This window comes from Exiguobacterium acetylicum DSM 20416 (assembly GCF_000702605.1).
Lineage (GTDB): Bacteria > Bacillota > Bacilli > Exiguobacteriales > Exiguobacteriaceae > Exiguobacterium_A > Exiguobacterium_A acetylicum.
Map to the genome: position 1 here is coordinate 822,269 of NZ_JNIR01000001.1, position 22,382 is coordinate 844,650.

At 47.8% G+C, this 22,382-nt stretch carries 18 protein-coding genes and 1 pseudogene; 10 read left to right on the top strand and 9 right to left on the bottom strand.

The features are described 5' to 3' along the window. Positions 1–45 precede the first annotated feature (45 nt). From P401_RS0104215 to P401_RS0104250, 7 genes are all read right to left on the bottom strand, one after another. Positions 46–252 (bottom strand): DUF2273 domain-containing protein, encoded by a 207-nt coding sequence (locus P401_RS0104215; RefSeq protein ID WP_029341361.1) that lies wholly within the window; start codon positions 250–252, stop codon positions 46–48. A 20-nt stretch (positions 253–272) separates the two neighbouring features. Next, a complete protein-coding gene (gene amaP / locus P401_RS0104220) occupies positions 273–815 on the bottom strand; it encodes an alkaline shock response membrane anchor protein AmaP (protein WP_029341362.1) in 543 nt (180 codons plus the stop codon). A 334-nt stretch (positions 816–1,149) separates the two neighbouring features. Next, positions 1,150–2,520 (bottom strand): amino acid permease, encoded by a 1,371-nt coding sequence (locus tag P401_RS0104230; protein WP_029341364.1) that lies wholly within the window; start codon positions 2,518–2,520, stop codon positions 1,150–1,152. A 163-nt stretch (positions 2,521–2,683) separates the two neighbouring features. Next, positions 2,684–3,568, bottom strand: coding sequence for a hypothetical protein (locus tag P401_RS18010; RefSeq protein WP_051656239.1), 885 nt, complete (start codon positions 3,566–3,568; stop codon positions 2,684–2,686). A 58-nt stretch (positions 3,569–3,626) separates the two neighbouring features. Further along, a complete protein-coding gene (gene uptA, locus P401_RS0104240; RefSeq protein WP_023467894.1) occupies positions 3,627–4,220 on the bottom strand; it encodes an undecaprenyl phosphate transporter UptA in 594 nt (197 codons plus the stop codon). 123 nt (positions 4,221–4,343) lie between these two features. Beyond that, positions 4,344–5,663, bottom strand: coding sequence for a Na+/H+ antiporter family protein (locus P401_RS0104245; protein ID WP_029341366.1), 1,320 nt, complete (start codon positions 5,661–5,663; stop codon positions 4,344–4,346). Between the two features lie 314 nt (positions 5,664–5,977). Continuing rightward, the gene (locus P401_RS0104250; protein WP_029341367.1) at positions 5,978–6,529 is read right to left on the bottom strand and encodes a beta-class carbonic anhydrase; all 552 of its coding nucleotides are present in this window, start codon (positions 6,527–6,529) and stop codon (positions 5,978–5,980) included. 336 nt (positions 6,530–6,865) lie between these two features. On the opposite strand from P401_RS0104250, the gene adhE reads away from it, so the two are divergent. From adhE to P401_RS0104270, 3 genes are all read left to right on the top strand, one after another. Further along, positions 6,866–9,460 carry a bifunctional acetaldehyde-CoA/alcohol dehydrogenase gene (adhE, locus tag P401_RS0104260; RefSeq protein ID WP_029341369.1) on the top strand — a complete coding sequence of 865 codons (2,595 nt, stop codon included), beginning with the start codon at positions 6,866–6,868 and terminating at the stop codon, positions 9,458–9,460. 191 nt (positions 9,461–9,651) lie between these two features. Continuing rightward, complete coding sequence (locus tag P401_RS0104265; RefSeq protein ID WP_029341370.1) at positions 9,652–11,052, top strand: hypothetical protein; 1,401 nt, start codon at positions 9,652–9,654, stop codon at positions 11,050–11,052. Between the two features lie 460 nt (positions 11,053–11,512). Then, positions 11,513–14,233 carry a bifunctional 2',3'-cyclic-nucleotide 2'-phosphodiesterase/3'-nucleotidase gene (locus P401_RS0104270; RefSeq protein WP_029341371.1) on the top strand — a complete coding sequence of 907 codons (2,721 nt, stop codon included), beginning with the start codon at positions 11,513–11,515 and terminating at the stop codon, positions 14,231–14,233. Between the two features lie 38 nt (positions 14,234–14,271). Here the strand turns inward: P401_RS0104270 and P401_RS0104275 are convergent, their stop codons facing one another. Next, positions 14,272–15,096: a LysR family transcriptional regulator gene (locus tag P401_RS0104275; protein ID WP_029341372.1), complete on the bottom strand. Its 825-nt coding sequence runs from the start codon at positions 15,094–15,096 to the stop codon at positions 14,272–14,274. Between the two features lie 4 nt (positions 15,097–15,100). Further along, positions 15,101–15,154, bottom strand: a pseudogene (locus P401_RS18765) (hypothetical protein); the annotation flags it as partial. Between the two features lie 101 nt (positions 15,155–15,255). Here P401_RS18765 and P401_RS0104280 point away from each other — a divergent pair. The 7 genes from P401_RS0104280 (at position 15,256) to P401_RS0104310 (ending at position 22,245) form a co-directional block, all read left to right on the top strand. Continuing rightward, a complete protein-coding gene (locus P401_RS0104280) occupies positions 15,256–16,275 on the top strand; it encodes a ketopantoate reductase family protein (protein ID WP_029341373.1) in 1,020 nt (339 codons plus the stop codon). Between the two features lie 13 nt (positions 16,276–16,288). Continuing rightward, positions 16,289–17,026 (top strand): acetoacetate decarboxylase, encoded by a 738-nt coding sequence (locus P401_RS0104285; RefSeq protein ID WP_029341374.1) that lies wholly within the window; start codon positions 16,289–16,291, stop codon positions 17,024–17,026. Positions 17,027–17,116: 90 nt separating this feature from the next. Next, positions 17,117–17,635: a GrpB family protein gene (locus P401_RS0104290; RefSeq protein WP_029341375.1), complete on the top strand. Its 519-nt coding sequence runs from the start codon at positions 17,117–17,119 to the stop codon at positions 17,633–17,635. After that, complete coding sequence (locus P401_RS0104295) at positions 17,628–18,074, top strand: DinB family protein (RefSeq protein ID WP_029341376.1); 447 nt, start codon at positions 17,628–17,630, stop codon at positions 18,072–18,074. Before P401_RS0104290 ends, P401_RS0104295 begins: the two co-directional genes overlap by 8 nt. A 19-nt stretch (positions 18,075–18,093) precedes the next feature. Next, entirely contained in the window at positions 18,094–18,981 is an 888-nt protein-coding gene (locus tag P401_RS0104300; protein WP_029341377.1) for an alpha/beta fold hydrolase, read from the top strand. Positions 18,982–19,488: 507 nt separating this feature from the next. Further along, a complete protein-coding gene (locus tag P401_RS0104305) occupies positions 19,489–20,610 on the top strand; it encodes a GTP-binding protein (protein WP_034786225.1) in 1,122 nt (373 codons plus the stop codon). 111 nt (positions 20,611–20,721) lie between these two features. Beyond that, complete coding sequence (locus tag P401_RS0104310; RefSeq protein ID WP_029341379.1) at positions 20,722–22,245, top strand: cardiolipin synthase; 1,524 nt, start codon at positions 20,722–20,724, stop codon at positions 22,243–22,245. Positions 22,246–22,382 lie beyond the last annotated feature (137 nt).

A 22,382-nucleotide genomic window follows, 5' to 3' on the forward strand; every position in this document is an offset into this window, starting at 1 on the left:
CTCTCCTTTTAATGTGAGTTGAATGATTTTTTATTTTCTGTATGCTCAATCCCGTTGAAAGAACTGAATCCATCCTTCGACATCGAGCGCGTTATCCCGCCACTGACCGATCAAGTAACCGATTGTTGCGAATACGATGATCAACAACGTCGGTCCAAAACCGATCGTCAAGAACAAGATGGCGAGGATCAGTCCGACTAGCCCGCCGAGTAGACGGTAGCGATACGGACGAAGTGCTTCGCTCGTTTTCATGATCTTCCTCCTCTCGGATCTTAGACGACGCGTTCAGATGTTTTGGTCTTCGTGTCACTGATCCGGACGCGTGTTTTTGTGACAGGTAGTTCAAGCAACGATTCGACTGCATGTTTGGCGCGTTCTTGAATGTCTTTGCCGATTGTCGGCAAACCTTCTTGACCAAAGACGGAACAGTCAACTTCTAACGCGACGGTTTCTTTTTTCGAGTGAATGTCCGCGTTGACGCGTGGCGAACGTACGCCGTTGATACCGCGAATTGACTCGAGTGCCGTTCGTTCGATCGTTTGCTTAGAGATTGTGATATTCCCGTCACCGGTTTGAATCAGGAGACGTTGTCCTTTTGAACGACTGAATAGTCCAGTGAATAATAGAATGACAAATACGAATGCTAGGAAGCCACCAAGTGATAAAATCGTGTAGCTATACCATTGTTGATCTTGCCACTGTTCAATCAAAGGACTGAGTCGTGGAACATCATAGACGCCGAGTACTAGAAGACCGACGCTGACTAAACCGAGAATGCCGATCAGGACGAGTAGGAAACGATTGAATCCGTTCATGTTACACCTCTCCTTTCTGTCGTTAAAATGTTTTAACGTGATTGTTCTACACATGAAATATTATGTGTATGGTGAGAATATTCCCGTTCAAACGAACTCAAAACATAAAAATACACTTAAAATAAAAAGACTATTTATTCTGAAAATTAGTCTGTTTATTAGAAAAATAGTAGATGAAATACGATATTTATTAAAAAAATTATGAATGATTTAGCGTTCTAAGGCATATTAGTTCGCATTTGATTATCTATCATGGGAAAAATGTAATGTCAATATAAAAATGGAAAACACGAAAAATCCTCCCATGATGTCATGAGAGGAAGATAAAATATCATTATTTTTCGATCTTCGGTACTTTTACGATGTAATAGACCGTACTTAAGGTCAAGAAAGCAACTCCGATTAAGATTGAGACACGTGTCTCATCGTTGAACAACATCCCGACGAGCACTGTCACCAGCGCGACGATCGACAGATAGTTCGTCACCGGTGCACCTGGCATCTTGAACGGATGTGAGGCTGTCCGTTCGCTTTCGAGTTTACGATACCGGATATGACTGATTAAAATCGCGAACCACGGTACCATCCCTGGCAGTACCGAAGCACTGTAGACATAAACGAAGATGTTCGTATCCTTCCCGAGAACGAGCGGCAAGGTGATATCAAGAATGACACCGAAGAAAATCCCGATTGAAATTGCGAAGACCGTGTAGAATGGAATGCCGCGTTTGTTGACCTTTAAGAAGAAGGACGGCACTTGTCCTTTTTCAGCCAAGGCATAGATCATCCGGCTTGCGCTGAATATCCCGGAGTTACAACCGGATAAAGCGGCCGTGATGACGACGAAGTTGATGATCCCAGCAGCAATCGTGACACCGACCTTGGCGAATGTCGCAACGAACGGACTGCCGAGATCCGACAACTCGTTCCATGGATAGACCGTGACGATGATGAAGATCGATCCGACGTAGAAAATTAAAATCCGCCAGACGACACCATTAATCGCCTTCGTAATATTCTTCTCTGGATCTTTCGTTTCTCCAGCTGTCACGCCAATCAACTCAACACCGATGTAAGAGGCGAAGACGATCGAGAGGGCAAAGAAGAAGCCGGTGAAACCATTCGTGAAGAATCCACCGTTCGCCCACAGATTCGAGAAGCCGACCGGGTTTCCGTCATTTCCTAGACCAAAGAAGATGATGCCGAATCCGGCGACGATCATCAGAAGAATCGTTATCACCTTGATTGAGGCGAACCAGAACTCGAGTTCACCGAACATCTTGACGGAAGCGAGGTTCGCGAGCGTCAAGAGAATGATGACGACGACCCCTGGAATCCAAGTCGGTAGTTCCGGCCACCAGAAGCGTAAGTATGTTCCGACAGCGATGACTTCACTCATCCCGACGACGACCCAGTTGAAGATGTTGCTACTTGCTGTCAAGAAACCAGCAGCTGGATGGATATAGTCGTTTGCGAACTTTGCGTACGAACCACTGTGAGGATGGGTGTAGACCATCTCACCAAGTGCACGCATGATGAAAAAGATAAAGACTCCTGCTAGCATGTACGCAAGCAAAACCGATGGTCCTGTCCAAGCGATCGTGCTTGATGCCCCAAGGAACAAACCGACCCCGATTGTTCCTCCGAGTGCAATCATTTGTACCTGTCGTGCTGTTAAATCGCGTTTCAAATTCGAACTCATCATTTCCCCCAAAAAAATTCTGTGACGTCATAATGTTCAGACAACTTGTCCGAATAACTATAACGCTGAGTATACTATCCTCAGATAGGACTCGCTAGTCTTTTTGAAAATTTGGGTTGAAGGTTTTCAAAAGTGAAAAGATTATGAAACAACTTTGTAACTGTTTTCATTTGCCTGCTATGAGAGAGACGAGTCGCTGACCGAGTCTCCCGAAATACAGGTGTTCTGAAGTCGCTAAGACGATCAAGTCGTTACGCATTGTAAGGTCACCTGACAGGGTATTTCCCTGTTCTGTCATGAATCGAATCGAACGAATACTCTCAAAAAGCGTTCCTTTACGTTCAAGTAAATGTGCTTCATCAGAATTTGCAGCAAGCAGAAAATCGTCGTACCGAGCGAACTGAGAAAAGGCAATCGTAGGTGCCTCACAAACGAGATCGTCCTCTTGATTGATACGAATGAAGCGAAAATCGGAATAATAGAAAAACCAGACTTCCTTCGACGAACAGACATTTAAGGCGTAGCAATCATCGATTGGATATTGACGATTCTTATACTGGACTACACCTGTATCGTCAAAAGCGACGAGACCAAATGCGCCATTCGAACTAGTTGCAGCATCAGCGTAGATTCCTTCGTCGAAATAACTGACCCAAATCCATCCTTGTTCATCGATTTGCATATTCTGAATCCCATCGTCTAAACAAAAGCTGTCTAGTAAATTCCCTTGAGGATCATAGACAAAGGCATTTGGTAACCACGTTCCATCTACATCGTCGTCACAACGGGAAGCGACGAGTAACAAACGTCCATCCGGAAAACGATCGACGAGCGAAAAAACAATTTCGCTTTTTTTAACGATCGTCGTCTTACGCCAATCATCCTTTAATTGATGAATGGAAAGGACGTGTTCATTGCGTGCTTCGTCGAGGGTTTCTTCGACGATCAAAATATGTCCGTCGACGGTGATCCCAGTCGCGACAGGACGACCCGACCGATAGGATGCAGTCAAACGACGGAGTGGAAAATGGGCAAGCGGGGATGTGAGCATGGCAGGACCTCCTGTTTGTTTAAAAAAACAGTCCGTCGTCAGACAGACTGCTAGTTGTTCAAACCGTTCGTTGACGGCGTTTGTAGATGACGTAGAAGATGATCAAGACGACGGCAGCAATCAGAACGCCGTTCGTGTACGGTGCAGCGACTTCCTTGATTGAACGCCAGTTCGTTCCGAGCGTTTCACCAAGATACAGGAACAAGATCGACCATGGGATGATGGCAAGCACCGTATAGAGAGAGAACTTCGTTTGGTCCATCTTCGCAAGACCAGCCGGAATCGAGATGGCATGACGAACGACAGGAATAAAACGAGCGCCAAAAATGACACCTTGTCCATATTTCAAGAACCAACGCTCAGCTAAATCCAGGTGATGCTCTGAGATTAAAACATACTTTCCGTATTTCAGGATAAGGGGACGACCGCCGTAACGAGCGAACCAATATAAGAATAATTGCGAGAATAATCCACCGATGACGGCAGCGACGATGGCGAGCGGCCAGCCGATCGTTCCTTGAGAAATCATGAATCCTCCATAAGAGAGGACGATTTCACTCGGTATGATTTCAATCATCAACCCGAGGGCGATGCCGAAATATCCGAGATCGGCAAGCGAAAGTAAAATCTGGTTGACGACTTGAGATAACACGTTAGACAACTCCTTTGTATCAGTTCATTTCTTTATTTTAGAGAACAAGCGGCGAAATGAAAAGGAAAAAAACGGAGACAATTCAAAAAACGGATTCGCAATTACGGCGAATCCGTCTTCTTTTTATAATACGACCGCGGCGATCGTACCGAAGATGATCAATGGAATGTTGTAGTGCAAGAACGTCGGAATGACCGTTTCACGCATGTGATCGTGCTGACCATCCGCATTTAGACCACTTGTTGGCCCGAGTGTCGAGTCTGATGCGGGACTACCCGCGTCACCGAGCGCACCGGCTGTACCGATGATCGCAATCGTCGCTTCTAAGCTGAATCCGTACTGGATACAGAGTGGAACGAAGATGGCAGCAATGATTGGAACGGTTGAGAAACTTGAACCAATCCCCATCGTGACGAGAAGACCGATCAACAGCATGACGAAGGCGGCAACGAGTTGGGAATCGCCCATCAATGCTTTTGAGTTCTCGACGAGTGGCTCGATATCGCCCGTCTTACGCAAGACGTTCGAGAATCCGTTCGCTGAGATCATGACGAAACCGATGAATGACATCATGCGCATACCGCGTGTAATGACGTCATCTGCTTCGCTGAAGCGAACAAGACGAAGCAACAAGAAGAGGATTAAACCAGTTGTTGCAGCGAGAATCATTGATCCGGTCTGCAGTTGAACGATCAAAGTCGCAATGACGACGATACCGCTTAAGGCAAGCTTCGTTTTCGTGATGACCGGGATTTCATAATCGTCTGGAGCGATATCACGCATCTCATACGTCCGTTCTTTACGATATGAGTATAGACCGATTAAGAGACCGACGACCATCCCGAGTGCCGGAATCGCCATCGCTTCGATGACGGATGCTCCTGCTGTATCAAGACCATTTGCCTTCAAGTTCTTTAGTAGAATCTGATTGAGGTAAATGTCTCCGAAACCAACTGGTAAGAACATGTAAGGTGTCACAAGACCAAACGTCATGATTATCGCAATCCGGCGACGGTCCATTTTCAACTGATTAAACAGACCAAGGAGCGGCGGAATGATGATTGGAATGAATGCGATGTGGATTGGCAACACGTTTTGTGAACTGATCGCGAGTAACAGAATCGCAAACAAGATGAATCCTTTTAACTTTTTGACCGATGAGGCACTTGCATTACCGCGCGAACGTTGAATCAAGGCATGTGCGAGTGCATCGGGTAAGCCCGTTTTCGAGAGGGCGACAGCGAACGCGCCGAGCAACGCGTAACTCAGGGCGATTTCTGCCCCGTCACCAAGACCACCGGAGAACGCTTTTGTCGTCGCAGTCAGGTCAAGACCACCGACGAGACCACCGGCAAACGCACTGATGACCATCGCGAGCACGATGTGGACGCGGAAGATCGCTAAAATAAACAGTAAAAAGACGGCAAACAATACGGCGTTTATCATTCAGTAAAACCACACTTTCTTTTGTTATCACTGTACTATACTAAAGTATATTACAGCCATGTTGGAATGCTGTCAAGAGTAAAAGTCTGACCTCGTAATCAAAAGATGAATGGTACGCTTATTAGCTCTCCACAAGATGATATATTCTGTTATACCCCTGAGCATGAAGTGAGAAGCGTGTTGATCACTGAATATAATTCATACGAAAAACGTGCCATCCTTCTCCGTTACGAGAAAATATGGCACGTTGTCTTTAGTTTAAGACGGAATAGAATATGCGAGTCTATTTGCGTTTCTTCTATAAAGAGTGATCAGCAATCGACGATGTCGAGTTTACCAGTAGCCGGGTCGATGACGAGTCCGTGAACGTTCGTCCCAGGTGGCAATAACGGATGGTTCTTCACGAGGCTGACTGAGTGAGCAACGCTTTCTTGAACCGACGTGAAACCACGCAACCATTGATTCAAATCAACACCGGATACTTCGAGTGTGTGAAGAATCTGTTGGTCGATTCCTCGATCCTTCATCTCGTTGATCATGTGTTTAGGATCAATTGTGCTCATGCCACAGTCGTGGTGACCGATGACGACGACTTCTTCAGCGCCAAGAGCATACAACGCAACGAGAATCGAGCGCATGACGGAGCCGAATGGGTGCGATAGGATAGCACCGGCATTTTTGATGATTTTCGCATCCCCGTTCTTAAGACCAAGTGCATGTGGGAGGAGCTCCGTCAAGCGGGCATCCATACACGTCAGGATGACGACCTTTTTATCTGGGAACTTATCCGAGACGAACTGCTCATACTGTTTTTCGGCGACGAATCGCTCGTTGAAGGCTAGCATTTCCTGTACAACTGACATTCAAGTGTCCTCCTTTAGTGGTAGCTCTTAATATGTACCCCATATCAGAATACAAGATGATGAAACGGCTATCAAGTCAGGAAAATGCGAGGTGTGATAAATCGCACACATCTATGTACATGAAGCAAAACGTTGAAAAAGAAGAACGCACAATAGTTGTAAACGCTATCAAAGGTGTGATGGAATTCACAGGATGGTCATGCACAAAACAGGAAAAAGGGGTTATGATTGATTTGTGAAGGAAAGCACAAACTATTGAAAAACAGCTTGGCATTCCTGACATAATGGTTGGCAAATCAAACTCAGATTCGTTCCACGACAGGGAGGAAACCACTCATGGCTGTGAAAGAAAAAACAAAATCGACGGCAACACCAGTCGAACAAGCAGTTGGACAAATCGTTGAAAAAGGGCAACGTGCATTACAAGAATTACTGACATTCGATCAAGAAAAAATCGATACGATCGTCCGGGATATGGCACTTGCCGGACTTGAACGGCATGTCGAACTCGCTCGTCTCGCTGCAGAAGAGACGGGACGCGGTGTCTTTGAAGATAAGATGATTAAAAACATTTTTGCGACAGAATACATCTACAACAGTCTACGTCATGAAAAAACAGTTGGGATTTTAGAAGAAGATGTCCAAAACGGCATCACATATATCGCTGAACCCGTCGGTGTCGTCTGTGGTGTCACACCGGTCACGAACCCGACATCAACGACGATGTTCAAAGCATTGATTGCGATCAAGACACGCAACCCGATCGTCTTCGCATTCCATCCATCGGCACAACGTTGTTCCGTTGAAGCAGCGAAAACACTCCGCGACGCAGCCATCAAAGCAGGTGCGCCAAAAGACTGTATTCAATGGGTCGAAGAACCATCACTTGAAGCAACGAAAGTCTTGATGAACCATGAAAAAATCGCGATGGTCCTTGCGACAGGTGGAGCGGGAATGGTCAAATCAGCGTATTCAACAGGTAAACCGGCACTCGGTGTTGGACCAGGGAACGTTCCGTGTTACATCGAACAGTCAGCGAAAGTCAAACGGGCAGTCAGCGATCTCGTTCTCTCAAAAACGTTTGATAACGGAATGATTTGTGCGTCTGAGCAAGCTGTCATCGTCGACCAAGAGATTTATGCGACGGTTCGTGCGGAAATGGAAGCACTCGGTTGTTACTTCTGTACACCGGAAGAAAAACAACGTCTCGAATCACTCGTCATCAAAACCGATACATGTGCCGTCAATGCGGACATCGTCGGGAAACCAGCGACATGGATCGCGGAGAAAGCCGGCATCGACGTTCCGGAAACAACGGTCATGCTCGTCGCGGAACTCGAGCACGTCGGAGCAGCAGAACCATTGTCTCATGAAAAACTCAGTCCGGTCCTCGGTGCGTACCGCGTTGCATCAACTGAAGAAGCGTTCACGATTGCCGAACAGATGCTTGAAATTGGTGGTCTCGGTCATACAGCTGTCATTCATACGACGAACGATGATTTGATGACAGCGTTCGGACTCCGCATGAAAGCCTGCCGGATCCTTGTCAACAGTCCATCTGCTCACGGTGGGATCGGTGATCTGTACAACGAGTTGACACCATCATTGACACTCGGTTGCGGATCATACGGGAAAAACTCTGTATCTGAAAACGTGACAGCGAAGCACTTACTCAACGTCAAGAAGGTGGCGAGACGACGCGTGAACATGCAATGGTTCAAGGTTCCTGAAAAAATCTACTTCGAAAAGAACTCTGTTCAGTACTTGCGGTCGATGACAGACGTCTCACGTGTCATGATCGTGACTGATCCAACGATGGTACAGTTCGGGTATGCCGATAAAGTAATTCAAAACTTACCACAGTCCGTCAGTTACCGGATCTTCGACCAAGTCGAACCAGATCCATCGGTGACGACTGTTCAGACAGGTGCTCAAGCGATGCGTGATTTCAAGCCTGACTTGATCATTGCTCTTGGTGGTGGTTCAGCAATGGATGCTGCAAAAGGAATGTGGCTCTTCTACGAACAACCGAACGAAACGTTCTCGAACTTACGTCAAAAATTCCTCGATATTCGCAAACGGGCGTATCAATTCCCGACACTTGGTCGTCAAGCGAAGTTCGTCGCGATTCCGACGACTTCTGGTACAGGTTCAGAAGTGACACCGTTCACCGTCATCACGGATAAAGAGAAAAATGTCAAATACCCGATTGCTGACTATGCATTGACACCTGACGTCGCAATCGTTGATCCGGAATTCGTCATGACCGTTCCAGCTTCGATCACTGCTGATACCGGAATGGATGTCTTGACGCATGCGACAGAAGCATACGTCTCGGTGCTTGCAAACGACTACACGGATGGACTGGCACTGAAAGCAATCAAGATGATCTTTGAGTACTTGCCACGAGCATATGCTAACGGATCAGACGCCGAAGCACGCGAAAAAGTGCATAACGCGTCAACGATGGCAGGGATGGCATTCGCGAACGCCTTCCTTGGAATCAACCACTCGATCGCGCACAAAATCGGTGGTGAATTCCACACGCCACACGGACGGACGAACGCGATCCTGATGCCGCACGTCATTCGCTATAACGCGTCACGTCCAACAAAACTAGCAGCATTCCCGAAATATGAATCATTCGTTGCCGATGAACGGTATGCCGACATCGCACGCTACCTCGGTCTTCCGGCAGCAACGACGGAACAAGGGGTCGAATCACTCATTCAAGCAGTTGCCGATCTCGGACAACGTCTCAACATCAAGATGTCATTCAAGGCGCAAGGCATTCAAAAAGCAGACTTCGAGGCAAAACTCGACAAGATGGCAGTTGATGCTTTCGAAGATCAATGTACGACAGCGAATCCAAAGATGCCGCTTGTTGCTGAATTACGGACGATCATGGAACAAGCGTACGAAGGCATCTAATAGAGAAAAAAATACCATGGCACCTGATCGTTCAACCGGCTTCTCATTTTGAGAAGTCGGTTTTTGTTTTGGAAATCGATGGAGACAGTCGGAGAAAAAGTGGGATATAATGGCTGTTGAACGAATTTGATGTTTTTGGTTTCGCTGTAGCAGGAATATTCAAACATCAGACATAAAAAGGAGGAAATGGGATGGAGTCAAGGCAAGAAAGGAAACAACGACGGTTTTCCGTCTGGGATGTCCTGTTTGGCGTCCTTATCGGTCTCATCTTTTTCGGTGTCATCTATGGCGTGATGGCATTTTTGACTTCACAAATCACTTCATCCTCAGACTATCAAGATCTCGTGACGCAGATGCAACAGGCGGACGTCTCCTGGAAAGATGCAGACATCACGGTCTCTCTCATGCTCTTGTTCGTCGGTGGACTGTCAATCACGATGCCGAGCGCAGTTCGGGAAGGAATCATCAATCAGGTACTTGATGCGAGTTCTGCCGGTGATGTCTTATCGTTGTTTGGGATCGACTTAAAACAGGTCCTCGCACCACTTACGTTCGATGTCTCTTACGGCACGTTACTCTATTCCGTTTTTGGCATCGGTTTGATCGTCCTGTTATTTTTGGTTTTACGGATTAAGGCAAGTCGTCTCGGGTGGACGATTCGATCGATCAGTTTCTTCTTAACGGTCGGAATCATCTGGTTCGTCCTTGCCGGACGCGGAAACGACGTGCCGTTTCTCTCGTTACAAGATGGCTATGCGATGAGTGGGATCCTACCGCTTCTCGTCGTCAGTTTACTTGGCTGGATGGCGTTCTTCCCGCAAAAGTTATCCGGTCTGACAGCTGCCGGACGTGCCAGCTTACTGATTTTGATGCTCGCAAGTACGCTCCAACTCGTCTTTACGGTGCAGGACGAAGCGGCGTATGACGGTGATTCCTCACTACGGACGGCGTTGACCGTCGCGAGTCTAAACGCCGGAAGTGGCGGAATGTACGACTGGATCCACGGCGGACAGGTCGTGTATCAAGCAGACGTTCTTGGAGCGAACGCGGAAATCCCGGTCTCGATGTTGAACGGGGAGACCTCAACGGATCAGCTTAATGACTCGATCCAAAAAGTCGTCGATGGGATCGATACGGACCGGGTGACAGAACAATTGTTGACGTTACTCGGTGGAGAACGTCCGGATTTGTCAGCAACACAATTGAAGCTCGACCCTGTTGATTACGGTGTCGCGCGGCAGACGATTCAAGTGATTGATGCGGAATCTGCAGGAGCGACGCCACCGAATGTCTCGAGTGAGAGTGGGTATTGGGTATTATTGCTGGTAACGTTCGCGATCTACTTCGTCTGTAGCATCCGAAGCTTCAAGTCGATTATCGATCCGTTCGTCTTTGCGATCACGATTGGTGTGATCAGCTTCATCGTCAGTCAGGCTTCATACGTTCAGTTCGCGATGAAATGGCGGAGTGACGTCTTATTCGAATTCGCTCAACAAACCGCAGGCTGGACAGTACTTTATGCCACAGGACTTGCGTTACTTGCTGGAATTCTCGGTTACGTCGTCCGACGGAAACCAGAGAAAACGGTGTAAGGGGACGTGGAGTGGTGAAAATCCTATGCCATGAATCCAATCTACGAACGTTGCTGTCATTCTCGCTTTCCGCAGGCGGGAGGTAGGCCGCGGTATCCTAAACTACGTTTCGTCTACCCGGTCTCACCTGACCCTGACGAAAGTGAAGAACATGCTTTCTTTTCCTGTAGGAGTCGAGAATGAACAATTACGTTCTACATTAGTTAAAACGATACTTTTTCAGGATTTTGGTCTGAGAAAGTATCGTTTTTTTGTATGAATTATACAACGGTGTAAGACGCCTTTTTTTACCATTCAAACTTGGTTTGTAAAGGTAAAACAAACAATGTTAAGCCAGTATTTGGAATTGGTTAAGTGGGTTAAATAAGACGGATGTCCGACCTATTTGAAAGGACTATTAGCTATAATCGAACCATGCTAAATTAATGAAGCAGTCAAAACATCCTGGGGGGAAATCCATATGAAAAAAGCTACGAAACTCGTCATCGCGTCGACGTTGATCGCACCGATGCTCGTACCAGTCGTTCAAGTCAAGACACTTGCTGCCGACAACAGTGTCGTCAAGTTACGCTTCCTAGAAACAACGGATTTACATACGAACTCAATGAACTACGATTACTTCAAGGATGCGCAGGACGAAACGATTGGTCTCGTCAAAGCCGCTACGGTCATTAAACAGCAACAAACTGAAGTGGGCGCAACGAACAGTTTCTTATTCGATAACGGGGATACACTTCAAGGAACGCCATTCGGTGATTACGTGAAGAACCAGTACGACAAAGGAAACAAAGGCAAACATCCGATGTACGAATTGATGGAATACCTCGGTTATGATGCGGTCACGCTCGGAAACCATGAATTCAACTTCGGTCTTGATTTCCTTAAGTCAGCGATGAGTGCTTCGAGCGGTTCAATCAAGTTCGTCAACTCGAACGTATTGGATGCAGTCACGAAAAAGCCGATCGTCGCGGACTACAACAAAGATGGAAAAGACTATCAAATCATCGAACGTCAAGTCAAGGACCAGAACGGTGACATGAAAACAGTCAAGGTGGGTGTGTTCGGAGTCGTCACGCCACAAATCATGGCATGGGATGCGGGGAACCTGACAGGGAAAGTCACGGCTGAAGATATCATCCCGACTGCTAAAGCAACAGCGAAGAAATTAAAAGATGCTGGCGCAGACGTCGTCGTTGCACTCGCACACACAGGTATCGGGGATACGACGGATCAAAAAGACGGCGATGAGAATGTCGGCTACGCATTGACAAAAGTTGCAGACATCGATGTCTTGATGACAGGTCATCAGCACGGAAAGTTCCCGGCAGTCGATTCAGCGTTCAATAAATTGCCGAATGTTGATAAAGAAAAAGGTCTAATCAATGGTAAACCAGTCGTCATGGCAAACACACAAGGAAAGAACGTCGGTGTCATCGATCTTGAGTTGAAGCAAGTCGACGGGAAATGGGTCGTTGATACGTCAGGTGCGAAACTAGCGGACGTGACGAAAGACACGACAGCAGATGCCGGTGCCGTCAAGTTGATTGAAAAAGCACATGAAGGAACACTCGCGTACATTCGTCAAGAAGTCGGAACGATTAATGACGACATCCAAAGTTTCTTCGCTCTCGCGCAAGACGATGATTCAGTTCAGTTCGTAACGAACGCTCAGAAATGGTATGTCGAGAAACAACTCAAAGAAAATGCCGATCTCGCGAAATATAAAGATCTCCCGTTGTTGTCAGCAGGTGCACCATTCAAGACTGGTGGTCGTAACCAAGTCAACGCATCCGATTATACATTGATCAAAAAAGGACCAATCGCACTCAAGAACGTCGCCGATCTCTATGTTTATCCGAATACACTCGAAGTCGTCAAAGTAACAGGTGCTGACGTCAAAGACTGGCTCGAAATGTCAGCCGGTCAGTTCAACCAAGTCGGCGGTGAGCAAACGAACTTGTTGAACAAAGATTTCCGTAGCTACAACTTCGATATCCTCGATGGATTGACGTATGAAATTGATATCACGAAACCAGCGAAGTTTGACTATAATGGTGACTTATCGAAGGAATTTAAAGGTGACAACCGCGTCCAAAACATCAAGTATCAAGGCAAAGCAATCACAGACGACCAAGAATTCCTCGTTGCGACGAACAACTACCGCGCTGGTAGTGCGACGTTCCCGGGTCTTGGGAAAGGTCAAAATATCGTCTACAAATCGGCTTACGAAACACGTAACGTCATCTCGGACTATATCAAAGCGAAACAACCGGTTGATTATAAAGCCGATGACAACTGGTCACTCGTCGCAAGTAAGCCGATGACGGTCAGCTTTGATTCAGCGGTTGCAGCTGCACCGTACGTCAAGCGGTATGAAGGAATCACGAACACAGGTGAAACACGTCCAGGTGAGACAGGAACTTTCCTTAAATTCAACATGAACGTGCCGATGAAAGACTTCACGGTCTCGGCAAAAGCAGTTAAACCAGGTGCGAAAGTCGTTACTGGTCAGGCAGTTCCGGGCGCAACAATCACAGTTAAACTTGGCGATAAAGTCCTCGGTACAGCAACAGCAAACGAAGCGGGTCAATACGAAGTCGGAACACGTCCGCTCAAATTGCGTGACAAGTTGACGATCGTCTCTGAACTCAGCTTCATGAAGACAGAAACGAACGTCACAGTCGGAACAGGTGTCGTTGCGATACCAGCAATCGATAAAAAGTCAGCAGTCTACGGATCGACGGTCCTCCGCGGTAAAGCAACGGAAGGTCTTGACGTGACGCTCTATAAAGGATCAACGAAGATCGCGAAAGCGAAAACGACGGCAAGTGGTTTCAAGATTGCGGTCCAGAACGGTCTAACGACAGGTACGTACACGGTCAAGTCGACAGACATCTCGAACAAGATCACGAAAAAGGCGTCGTTCACGATCAAGAACACGTATCCGGTCAAAAAATGGTCAGGCAAAAAGACGTTGACAGGTAAAGTCGAAAAACGACAAATCGTCCGCCTCTACCAAAAAACAGAAGCTGGTTATCAATTGATTGCTCAAGACGTGGCGGATCAGCACGGGAACTATGTCTTGAAGATGCGTAAGGCATTGACGAACGGCTCGTACAAACTCAACATCTATACAGCGAAGGATCATCTCGATCAATCGCGTTACTTCATCACGAAGTAACATGTCACACGGATGTCTGCACATGCAGACATCCGTTTTTATTTGGCTAGATATGTGCGTTGTGAGAGCAGAAACCGTTTAATGCGTTCATAGATGGTTGCTTGCTCGACTGTTAATTGGTTCGTCACGTGCGACATGTAGAGTCGTGACGTAACGGTAAACACATCGTCCGTAATGAAGGGTAGCCCCATCTCGCGACAGACGGAGACAGGAACGAAGCTGAAATACCGTTGCTGACGTAAGGCGAGTTGCAGCGAGACGTCATCAATATAGTGCGTGGTATCGGCATAAATGTTCAGTTCCGCCATCTTCAATTGGATGAAGCGGTTGTAATCCTTATTGTGAGAGGGAAATAAAAAGGCAGTCTCCGTTGCGTCCGCATAGAGCGCCGTGATCGCTTCTTTCTCTGAATAGGAAGCAGGATAGGTGATGACAATCTCCTCTTCCACGATCGGTTCGCTCGTAATGAGCGGATGCTTGAGTTCCATGAAGCTGATCGAGAAATGGAATTCTTGATGGAGCAGGCCACTTAAAATGTCGCGATTCGAGAGGATGTCCGAGTTGAACAAAGGCGCAGTCTGCGGCAAGAGAAATTCCCGTAGGATTAATTGGATGAAGCGACCGTGCGAACTGGCAAGACTGAGTGGTGTTTCGGTAGAGGCATCATTTCGCGCCATGCGTTCCTGGACCCGTGTCAGCTCGTGTTCGATTTTTTCGACTGATTGCAGCAGAAGTCGTCCATTGTCGGTCAAGCTGATCGTTCTGCCTTTTCGATGAAACAACGTCGTGTTCAATTCACGTTCTAGTTTTTTGATCGTCGCACTGAGGGCGGGGTTGGCTGATGAATAATCGTTCGGCAGCACGCGTCACGTTCAATTCCTCCGCGACGTGACGAAAATAATTCAAATGTAAGAGTTCCATGATATCCTCCTAACATAACCTATAGGTTATTAAAATATATAAATATATATATTTCTGTTTATGATGAAACCAGTATATCGTAAATACCAGAGGTGATAGATATGAAAATCGGAATTTACGGAGCAGGATCACTAGGAACCATCATGGGAGCTTATTTGAGTCAACAGTATGCGGGTGTCGATCTGATCGATACGAATCGCGCACATATCGAAGCGCTAAACACAACAGGCGCGCATGTCATTGGACCAGATTTGACGCAAGCCGTCCATGCGATGCATCCGGATGACATCACGGAGATGTACGATATCGTATTGTTGCTGACGAAACAGGTCTACAATGAACCGGTCCTGGCGAAAGTCCGGACGATCTTGAAGGAAGACGGTATTCTCGTCTCCTTACAAAACGGTGTACCAGAAGAATTCATTCAACAACAGATTCCACGCGAACGTATCATTGCGGGATCCGTCGAGTTCGGAGCGACATACGTCGGACCAGGTGAGTCACGTCTGACATCGGATTACGAGCACTTCAAGACGTATGCGATGCAAATCGGTGAACTGGACGGCAAGAAGACGGACCGAATCATTCACTTGAAGGAAATCCTTGATCACATCGGTGGGACGGAAATCTCTGATAATCTACCGGGAACGAAATGGTCAAAACTCGTCATCAATAGTACGTTTAGTGGGTTATCCGCTGCGTGTAACGGTACGTATGGCGACGTTCTCGATCATCCGGTCTTGTTACGGGCAGCGATCCATACGATGCAGGAAGTCGTTGAAGTCGGTCACGCCCACGGCATCATATTCGCACCGATGAGTACGTTTGAGCCGGCAGCTTACGCAACACTAGACGCTATCGATGAAAAACTGAGCACCGTGCCACAATTGATGCACGGGTCGCGTGACTTAGAAGCAAGCATGTTGCAGGACTTACAAAAAGGGCAACCGACCGAAATTCGTTTCATCAATGGGATCGTCACGATGTATGGCAACACATACGATATCAAAACACCATTCAACTCACTCATTCAAGAAATCGTCGAAGAAGCGCAAGCAGCGAAGACGGTTCCAAATTTTGAAACAAGTGTCGCACGCTTTGCCGCATTGTTAAACGCATGAAGGAGGGATTCAGATGAGACAGGAAGATGTAAAAAATATCGTCGCGACACCGATCAATGCACCGGTCTTTCCGGCGGTCGATATCTTCTTTCGGAATCGGGAATACTTGAACATCATCTATGAGACGGACATCGAAGCCTTACAAGCAGTCGTTCCGGAACCGCTCGAGGTGCTGAGTAATCAGATCAAGTTTGAGATCATCAACATGCCGGATAGCACGGGTCTTGGGAGTTATCTCGAGTGCGGGCAAGTCATTCCGGTTCGGTATCAAGGAGAGGTCGGTGAGTTTTACCTCTCGATGTATGTCAACAATCAGCCGGCGATCGCCTCTGGTCGTGAAGTGGCTGCTTTTCCGAAGAAGTATGGCTCACCCCGGCTTTATCTCGATAATGATGTACTCGTTGGAACGCTTGACTACCATTCACTCCGTGTCGCCCAAGCGACGATGGGATACAAGTATATTCCGATGGCAGTTGAAGAAGCACAATCAATCATCGGTGCGCCGCAATTCATGCTCAAACAACATCGCGGTTATCAAGGCGAGTTGATTATCTCCGAACTGACGCGGAGTCAAATCACGGATCTTGAGATTAAAGAAGCATATCGTGGACCGGCGCGACTTCAGTTATTCGAACATGTCATGGCACCACTCGCTGACTTCCCTGTTCGGAAGATCGTCGATGCCCAGCATATCATCGCTGATCTTCGACTTGGTGGACCTGCGAAACTGTATGATTATTTAACGGATTAACGACTCTCTAACATCAACGACCTCCAAAATGGATGGTCGTTTTGTTTTACCCCAAAAACTGGCATACTGAATTGAGAGGGGGAAACGACCATGCGACAAGTTATTGTGTTACCGTATCAATCAGAATGGGCGAGTGAATACGCACGAGAAGCGGGACAATTACGAGACGTGTTTGGGGCACGTCTACATAGCATTCATCATATGGGAAGTACATCAGTTCCGGGACTCGCAGCAAAACCGATCATCGATATCCTACCCGTCGTCGATACGCTCGAGGGGATCGAGCAGTTCGACGCACAGATGAAAGCGCTCGGTTACGAGGCGAAGGGTGAATTCGGGATGCCGGGACGCCGCTATTATCGAAAAGGCGGCGACGAACGGACGCATCACATCCATCTCTATGCGGTGGGAAATCCAGAAATCAAGCGTCATCTCGTCTTCAGGGACTACTTACGTACCCATCCAGAAGAAGCTGCTGCTTATGGGGCATTAAAACAACAGTTAGCGACAACAAATCCGCTTGATATCGAAGCCTATATCAATGGTAAGGATGCGTTCGTCAAGGAGCTCGAACAACGTGCGATCGATTGGGGAAAAGCACATGACTGACTGGGAACATGCCCTCGTTCGTCATGTCAGTATTGGTGTAAAGACGTCGAAAGCGCTGTTTGAAAAGATTGAAGCACAGGACTGGAACGCGCGACCAATTCCCGGGAAACGGACCGTCGGTGAAGTCGCTGTCCATCTCGCTGTGTTACTCGAAGCCGATTTGATGATCGCAGACGGGGCGACGGCTGAAGCGATGCAGTCGTTTTATGCGACACCGGTTCCGCGCGATCAGTTATCAGAGCGAATCGATCATGCGTTTTCTGTCTATCAAGAAAAAGTCACGACCGGATTTTCGACGCGTCCGACGTACTGGGGGGTTACCGACTCGATGAATGGCTGGGCAATTGAAGCAGCCGTGCATCTCTATCATCATCGATCCCAGTTATTTGATTACTTGAACATCCTTGGGTACGAGCTAGAGATCTCGTTATTTGAATGAATGGAAGTAGGGATAGTGTATGGAATATATCGTTGAAACATCAGCCGGTCGCTTTGATACCCGGCTGACTGGAAGTGGGGACGTCACATTCGTCCTCGATCACGGAATGATGTCGAATCGACACCAGTGGGGCTGGTTACGGACTGAATTGTTAAAACGGGGACGGGTCTTTGAATATTCGCGTCTCGGGTACGGTCGTTCGAGTCGTGGCAAAAGTAAACGACTTTTTTCGCATCAAGCAGATGAGCTCGCGGACGTCTTACGGATGCTTCGTGTCGAAGGACCATATGTCTTCATCGGTCACTCGCTCGGAGCCTATATCTCGCTTGCAAGTGGACGCCTATTTGCAGACGAGACGCGTGGCATCGTCTTGCTCGATCCGTCGCATCCGGATGTCGATGCGGCATTACCGAACTGGTACGAACGAACACAAGAGGAGTGGAATCGATTCCTCTATTTCCTTAGTCACGTCCGACCGATCGCCTGGATGATTCCTGACCGTCTAGGAAAAAAGATGTTCAGTGTCTTACCGGAAGCCGATCAATTACCAATGTGGCGGCATTTTGCGGCGCCTGGACATTGGCGGGGAACACTCGACGAGTGGCAATCGGTCGAAGAGAACAATCAGCTGATTCTTTCGTTGCTCGAAGACGTGACACAGCCGGTCCTCGTCCTGTCCGCTTCGAACTGGGCAGGTGGTATGCCGGAAAGTTGGTTGAACCCGGCATTGACCGAACAAATCAATGTGGCTCACGCTGCGTTCGCCGACAGTTTACCGAACGGGATGTATCATGTGATTGCGGATACGAATCATTATACGATCGCTGGCTTTTCGCATGAGGCAGCAGAGCGGATCACCGATTTGATCGGGACGACATGGGATTTACCGATTCAAACTCAGCGGTAAGGTTGCGCATTTTTCTCTCGAATCGTTTTCCTGGGACAAGCATCGCGCTGCTTTACTTCGTTGCAGGGTCGCTCCTGCTTGTTTTCCCTAAGAAGCGATTCCGAGCTTACAAAACGTTTCTTTTCTCGTGCTTCGGAACACTGACGGAGCTGACTCTAAAGTCAGTTTCTACAAAGATAGGGGTGGCAGAATAATCCCCTATCTCATAACAAAAAGAATGACGCGTCACACGCCACTCCTACAGGAACAAGCGCATTATGCGCTGTCAGAGACAAACAAGACCCGCTTTCTTGCTTGAATGAAGCAGGAAAACTGGCTTGTGTCTCGCCTAAGGAAAGGGCGTGAAAAGACGCGTCATTCTCTTTTGGAGTTAGCCCCGTCTATTCCTTGAGTCGACGCTTGTCGGCTTTTTTTAATGAAATAAATCGAAATCATTCCGATTGACGTCAGGTAAAAAGTCGGTTACTCTATAAAACGTAATGATTACGTTTTAGGAGATGAATGATGATGCAACCGATATCGATCACGGTTTTATCCGGTTACTTAGGATCCGGTAAAACGACACTATTGAACCATTTACTACATAATCGCGAAGGACGCCGCCTCGCGATCATCGTCAACGACATGAGTGAGGTCAACATTGACGCGGCATTGATTGAGCAAGGCGGATTCTCGCGGACGGAAGAGTCGTTCGTCACACTCTCGAACGGCTGCATTTGCTGCACGTTACGCGATGATTTATTGCTTGAAGTCAAACGCCTCGTCGACCAAGGAGATATTGACGGTATCGTCATCGAGTCGAGTGGTATTTCGGAACCGATTCCGGTCGCCCAGACTTTCACGTACGAAGATCCGGACAGTGCAATCGACTTATCACAAGTCACGAAAATCAACGCGATGGTCACGGTCATCGATGGATACCGTTTCCTAAAGGACTTTGAGTCTGGTGAATCGTTGATTGAGCGGAAACAGGCCGTCGATGAGACAGACGTGCGCGAAGTCGTCGATCTACTCGTCGATCAAGTTGAGTTTGCAGACATCATCGTCTTAAATAAAGTCGATCGCCTGACACCGGAAGAACGCCATACCGTTATCGGTTATCTAAAGGCATTAAATCCAGTTGCTCGTTTGATCGAGACAACATATGCTCAAGTCGATCCGGCAGAGATTTTAGACGTTGATCTATTTGATTTTGAACAAGCGGCAGCAAGTGCCGGCTGGATCCGTGAGTTGAATGCGGAAGAACATATTCCGGAAACGGAAGAGTACGGGATCAGCTCGTTCGTCTACAAGCGCGACGTGCCGTTCCACCCGGAGCGCTTGCTTGCCTTGATCGAAGACTGGCCGCAAGAAGTCGTCCGGGCGAAAGGCTTCTTGTTCCTCGCAACCCGTCCTGAGATGGCACTGTTGTTCCACCAAGCAGGATATGCGTCGAACATGGAATACGCTGGTCGTTTTGCATCAGACGAAGATCGACGGACCGAGCTCGTCTTAATCGGAATCGGACTGGAGCAAGAGAAGCTCGAAGCATTATTCGATGCGTGTCTCGTCCAAGCAGATGAAACGGACTGGGCGTCACTGAATGATCCAATTCCTGGTCGCGAGATGTACGAAGAAAACTTTCTATAAGAGGTAAATCTTTCGAGAAACCGTATCTGCGGTTTCTCTTTTTTGTTATATTTTCATAGTAAATGGGGAAAGAATACTAGTGAAGGTATGTTAATTGAAGGAGGAAGGTCTGTGCGCAACCGGATTTTACAATTCGCACTCGTATTTTTAGTCGCCGGGGGCATCATTTGGGGACTATATCAACTCGGCTATTTATTTTATGTCTTAACGATTTCAGCGACAGTCGTGCCGCTCGCCGTCATCATGATCATTTTCATTGAAAACCGGACAGCGGAATCAACGATCGCTTGGTTTCTCGTCCTGATCTTCCTACCGATTCTCGGTGTCGTGATTTGGTTGATGTTCGGTCGGAATCCACGGCGTCGTCGCCGGAATCGTCGTTCGCATGACGAACGAAAATTGCTCAAACAAGCAATTCGTCCAGTCCGGTCGCTTGCCGTCAGTGAGTTGCCACCGAATCACTTGAAGCTTGCGAACACGATTCGCAACTTCGGTGGTGGCGGGGTGGACGTTCATACATCAAGTGAGATTCTGACGAACGGGGAAAAGACGTTCCCGGCGATTCTTGACGCGATTCGTCAAGCGCAGCATCACGTCCACATCCAGTATTACATCTATCGGAATGATGAGACAGGCAAGGCGATCCGGGAAGCATTGATTGAGCGACTCGAAGCCGGTGTGACGGTCCGGTTCATGTATGACGGACTTGGAAGCTATATGCTCGGTGAGAACTTCTTGCGTCCGCTACGCGACGCTGGAGCACATATCGCAGCCTATGATCCGATCTCAAGTCCTTTGTTCATCTTCACAGCGAACTTCCGCAATCACCGGAAAATCGTCGTCGTTGATGGAAAAGTCGGCTTCACCGGTGGTTTGAACGTCGGGGATGAGTACGACGGTAAGAGTAAGAAGTTCGGCTTTTGGCGCGATACGCATTTACGGCTCGAAGGACGCGCCGTCAAGGAATTACAAGCGACGTTCCTCGACGACTGGATCTATGCCCAAATCGAATCGGGTGACACATGGGAGACGTTTGCGGGTGACGAGACGATCCATCAGTACTTCCCGAAACATGACGTGGCGTCAGACGGAGCGATTCAAATCGTCACGAGCGGACCGACTTCGAAGGATCCCGCGATTCGTAATGCCTTGATTGCCGCAATCATCGCAGCACAACGCTCCATCTGGATTGCGACACCGTATTTGATTCCGGACAATGAGACGATGACCTTGCTTCGGCTCGCAGCACGTGCCGGGCTCGACGTCCGCATCCTGACACCGGGGAAAGGCGATAGTTTTACGTCTTATTACGGTACCCGTTCCTACTTCGGACCACTCTTGAAGGACGGCGTCAAAATTTATACGTACAACCGTCACTTCATCCATGCGAAGTTGTTTCTCGTCGACGGGAAGATCGGTGCCGTCGGAACGGCAAACATGGACATTCGCAGTTTTGTTCTCAATTATGAACTGATGGCGTTCCTGTACGACACGGAAAGCACCGAGCAGCTCGAGCGTGACTTCATCGCTGATTTTGACGTTTCGATTCAGTTATCATCGAATGATTACGTCAAACGACCGCTCCGCTTCCGGATTTTTGAGTCACTCTCACGTTTGATTTCACCCTTATTATGACCGAGTGTCCCGCATCGATTTTCAGGTGCGGGACATTTTTGGGTTGATTCTTCCTTGAAGTGGGAACATGAACTCTTATACACTAGATGTGTAATCGGTTGCACACTACTTAGCCTGGAAGGAAGTGAAAGGGGCGT

What these genes read in the sequence shown, in the direction of transcription:
- P401_RS0104300 (WP_029341377.1), top strand. Translation starts at nt 18,094, where the DNA reads ATGGAATATATCGTTGAAACATCAGCCGGTCGCTTTGATACCCGGCTG.
- P401_RS0104285 (WP_029341374.1), top strand. Translation starts at nt 16,289, where the DNA reads ATGAGACAGGAAGATGTAAAAAATATCGTCGCGACACCGATCAATGCA.
- P401_RS0104265 (WP_029341370.1), top strand. Translation starts at nt 9,652, where the DNA reads ATGGAGTCAAGGCAAGAAAGGAAACAACGACGGTTTTCCGTCTGGGAT.
- adhE (WP_029341369.1), top strand. Translation starts at nt 6,866, where the DNA reads ATGGCTGTGAAAGAAAAAACAAAATCGACGGCAACACCAGTCGAACAA.
- P401_RS0104270 (WP_029341371.1), top strand. Translation starts at nt 11,513, where the DNA reads ATGAAAAAAGCTACGAAACTCGTCATCGCGTCGACGTTGATCGCACCG.
- P401_RS0104215 (WP_029341361.1), bottom strand. Translation starts at nt 252, where the DNA reads ATGAAAACGAGCGAAGCACTTCGTCCGTATCGCTACCGTCTACTCGGC.
- amaP (WP_029341362.1), bottom strand. Translation starts at nt 815, where the DNA reads ATGAACGGATTCAATCGTTTCCTACTCGTCCTGATCGGCATTCTCGGT.
- P401_RS0104280 (WP_029341373.1), top strand. Translation starts at nt 15,256, where the DNA reads ATGAAAATCGGAATTTACGGAGCAGGATCACTAGGAACCATCATGGGA.
- P401_RS0104290 (WP_029341375.1), top strand. Translation starts at nt 17,117, where the DNA reads ATGCGACAAGTTATTGTGTTACCGTATCAATCAGAATGGGCGAGTGAA.
- P401_RS0104250 (WP_029341367.1), bottom strand. Translation starts at nt 6,529, where the DNA reads ATGTCAGTTGTACAGGAAATGCTAGCCTTCAACGAGCGATTCGTCGCC.
- P401_RS0104305 (WP_034786225.1), top strand. Translation starts at nt 19,489, where the DNA reads ATGCAACCGATATCGATCACGGTTTTATCCGGTTACTTAGGATCCGGT.
- P401_RS0104230 (WP_029341364.1), bottom strand. Translation starts at nt 2,520, where the DNA reads ATGATGAGTTCGAATTTGAAACGCGATTTAACAGCACGACAGGTACAA.
- P401_RS0104295 (WP_029341376.1), top strand. Translation starts at nt 17,628, where the DNA reads ATGACTGACTGGGAACATGCCCTCGTTCGTCATGTCAGTATTGGTGTA.
- P401_RS18010 (WP_051656239.1), bottom strand. Translation starts at nt 3,568, where the DNA reads ATGCTCACATCCCCGCTTGCCCATTTTCCACTCCGTCGTTTGACTGCA.